The organism is Streptomyces sp. KR55, from assembly GCF_052245645.1.
In the GTDB taxonomy this organism is placed as follows: domain Bacteria; phylum Actinomycetota; class Actinomycetes; order Streptomycetales; family Streptomycetaceae; genus Streptomyces; species Streptomyces flavusporus.
In genome coordinates, this window is the sequence record NZ_JBQQCE010000707.1 from 1 (window position 1) to 3,420 (window position 3,420).

The following is a 3,420-nucleotide window of genomic DNA, read 5'->3' on the forward strand; positions in this document are numbered from 1 at the left end:
TGTCGCACGGCATCACGCCCCGGTTCACCACCTGGTGCCCCGAGCCCACGACCCCGCTCGGCAAGGCCAACCCACAGGGCGCGCCGCTGGAGTACCACATCCGGCTCCTTGAGGCCTACCGCGCCACCATGGACGACTTCGGTCTCTCCTCGCCCCCCGGCTACGGCCCGCCCGGACCCGGCCGTGCGGTTTTCTCGGTGAGCTCCTTCATGGACAGTCTGCCCGCGCAGGAGCCGGCCGAGGTGTAGGGCGGACACGCCCTGAGCCGGATCGAGACGTTCCGGCCCCCCATCCGTATGAGTCACAGAGCGCCGATGCGTGGACGGAGGAACGCAAGGGGGATTTGAATACGCGGCTTGTCAGTTGTGTCGGAACCGTGAAAAGCTCTTGACCCGCCCCGAGGTTCCCCCCAACTCCCTTGCCAACATGGTGAGTTGACCTCGCATGTGGATGCAGGAGACTCATGCCCGACCTGCCGACCCCCCAGGACGCCGCCGAGGCCGCGCTGTTCTCCGAGTGCTGGGACACGGTGCTCTCGTACGCCGACCTGTGCACGTCCGGCTCCGCGGCGGCGACACAGCTTGCCCGGGAGGCGTTCGCACACGGTATACGCGAGGCCCGCTCCGCCGACTCCGGAACGCATCGGAACGGTGGCCGGCGGGCCCCCCGACTGCCGCGGATCGCCCTGCTGCTGACCGCCGTCCGCACCACGGCGGCCGACTGGGAGAGCCAGGGCGAGGGCCACCGACTCGACCCCGAACTGCGCCTGTGGCTCAACTCCGAGCAGGCCGCCCGTTACACCGGCCCGCCGCTGCGCCGCCCGCTCGCCCTGCGTGCCCTGCGCGACATGCAGGGACCCGACGCGGAACTGCTGTGGCTGGCCGAGGTGGAGGCGCTGCCGCTGCCGGTGGTGGCCCGCCGGCTCGGCCTCGATCCGTCCGGCGTCGCCGAGGAACTCACCGAGGTACGTGGCCTGTTCCGGGACCGCTGCCTGCGCAACCACCTCGACACGCCGCTGAGCCCGCAGTGCCGCAGCTACGCCCGGCTGCTCGACGCGATCACCCGCTCACCGATCGCCGACACCCCCGACGACCTCTCCCGGCACCTCGCCCGCTGTGTGCAGTGCGCGGAGGCCGCGGCCTGCCTGCGGCTGCACGGCGGCGCACTGCCCGGCGCCCTGGCCGGCGGAGTCATCGGCTGGGGCGGCCTCGCCTATCTGGAACGCCGCCGCCGGGCCGCCGAGGTCCGCCTCGGTGCCGGCCGCCCCGACGCGGGCGACCCGGACGACGAGGCGGCGGGGGCCGGCGCCGACAAGGCACGCGTCCTGCGCAACGGACTCCTCGTCGCCGCCGCCCTCGTCTCCCTGCTCGCCCTCGCCGTCACCCTGATGCCCCGCGGCGGCACCGGCGACAACGCCGCGGCATCCGGCGACGGCGCCGACCGCCAGCCCGTCGCCGACCCGCGCCCCTCCCTACCGTCCGTCGACCCCCGCCCCTCCGACCCGTCGTCCGCGTCGCCCGAGCCGTCGGACCGCAAGGGGTCCGACCCGCCGACGCGGCACGAGGACCCCGACCCGGAACCCCAGGGCACCTCCACCTCCACCACTCCGGCGGACACCGGCCCGGCCGATGACGAACCGGCCGCCTGCCAGGTCCGGTACGACCTCGTCGGCCAGTGGCCCGACGGCTTCCAGGCCACCGTCACCGTCACCACCGAGCACGCCCTCGACGACTGGCGTGTCGCCTGGTCCTTCCGGGACGGCCAGCGGATCAGCCAGATGTGGGACGCGAGCTTCACCCAGAACGGCGCGCGCGTCGTCGTCGACGCCGCCGACTACAACAGGTCCGTCCCCGCCGACGGCAGCATCTCCTTCGGCTTCCTGTCGTCCTGGCGCGGCAAGAACTCACCGGCGTACGGCTTCACGCTGAACGGGCAGGACTGCGCCACGGCCTGAAAATGCTTTGACGGGCCGTCCCCGCGCCCGGCTAGAGTTACGGCGCATCAGGCGGTGGCCGCAGCCACCGCCGTACTGCCGAATGCGCGTTGAGGAGGTGTCGACCGATGGCTGTCACTGCGATGGGCGCTGCCCGCATCCAGAAGTTCATCAAGTCCACCTCCGTGGCCACCGGCTGACACCCGACACCTTTCACGCGCCGCACATCCGCGCGCCCGCCGGGGCCACCCTTGTGAAGGGTCACCCTTGACTTCCACTTCTGCTTCCGCCGCGCTCGCTCCCTACGGCTGGGACGAGGCATGGGCGGAGACGTTCGCCCCGTACGACTCCGAAGGGCTGCTGCCCGGGCGTGTGCTCCGGGTGGACCGCGGTCAGTGCGACGTGGTCACCGCCGACGGCGTCCTGCGGGCCGACACCGCTTTCGTCACCCCGCACGACCCCCTGCGCGTCGTGTGCACCGGCGACTGGGTCGCCGTCGAACCCGCGGGCAACCCCCGCTACGTACGGACGTGTCTGCCACGCCGTACCGCCTTCGTGCGCTCCACCTCCTCCAAGCGGTCCGAGGGGCAGATCCTCGCGGCCAACGTCGACCACGCGATCGTCGCCGTGTCGCTCGCCGTGGACGTCGATCTCGGCCGGATCGAACGCTTCCTTGCGCTCGCCTGGGAATCCGGGGCGCAGCCGGTCGTCGTCCTGACCAAGGCCGACCTGGTGCCGGACGCGGCAACGCTCGCGCATCTCGTCCAGGACGTGGAGACGACGGCGCCGGGCGTGCCGGTGCTCGCGGTCAGCGCGCTCGACGGGGACGGGCTCGAGGTCCTCGCGGCGGTCGTCTCCGGTGGTACGTCCGTACTGCTCGGGCAGTCCGGCGCGGGCAAGTCGACGCTCGCGAACGCCTTGCTCGGCGAGGACGTGATGGACGTGCAGGCCACGCGTGACGTGGACGGCAAGGGCCGGCACACCACCACCACACGCAACCTGCTCCTGCTCCCGGCCAGCGGTGTGCTGATCGACACACCGGGGCTCAGGGGCGTCGGCCTCTGGGACGCCGAGACCGGGGTCGGGCATGTGTTCTCCGAGATCGAGGAGCTCGCCGAACGCTGCCGTTTCCACGACTGCGCCCACGAGTCCGAGCCCGGGTGCGCGGTGCTGGCCGCCATCGACTCCGGGGAACTGGCCGTGCGACGGCTGGAGAGCTACCGCAAGCTCCTGCGGGAGAACCAGCGGATCGTGGCCAAGACCGACGCGCGGCTGCGTGCGGAGATCCGCAAGGACTGGAAGCGGAAGGGCGCGCAGGGGCGCGCGGCGATGGAGGCGAAGCGGGGGCGCTGGATGTAGACCAATGTCACGTCCGATTTCCGCCAGCAGCCCTCGTCCCCACGGCGGAGACTGGACAGCGTGATGGACGAAGACAGCAGGTACGAGGCCGTGCGCAGCAGGGACGGGCGATTCGACGGGGCGTTCTT

The 3,420-nt window shown here is 72.0% G+C and carries 2 protein-coding genes and 1 pseudogene; all 3 read left to right on the top strand.

Features of this window, described 5'->3' with window-relative positions; genetic code table 11:
- Positions 1-248: pseudogene (locus tag ACTWQJ_RS48675) on the top strand (radical SAM protein); the annotation flags it as partial.
- Between the two features lie 215 nt (positions 249-463).
- Entirely contained in the window at positions 464-1,954 is a 1,491-nt protein-coding gene (locus ACTWQJ_RS48680) for a cellulose binding domain-containing protein (protein WP_443312778.1), read from the top strand.
- 246 nt (positions 1,955-2,200) lie between these two features.
- Positions 2,201-3,292 carry a ribosome small subunit-dependent GTPase A gene (gene rsgA, locus ACTWQJ_RS48685; protein ID WP_443312779.1) on the top strand — a complete coding sequence of 364 codons (1,092 nt, stop codon included), beginning with the start codon at positions 2,201-2,203 and terminating at the stop codon, positions 3,290-3,292.
- The last annotated feature ends 128 nt before the right edge of the window (positions 3,293-3,420 follow it).

Bases quoted from the DNA above. Each gene is read 5' to 3' on its own strand.
- ACTWQJ_RS48680 (WP_443312778.1), top strand. From the start codon at position 464: ATGCCCGACCTGCCGACCCCCCAGGACGCCGCCGAGGCCGCGCTGTTC.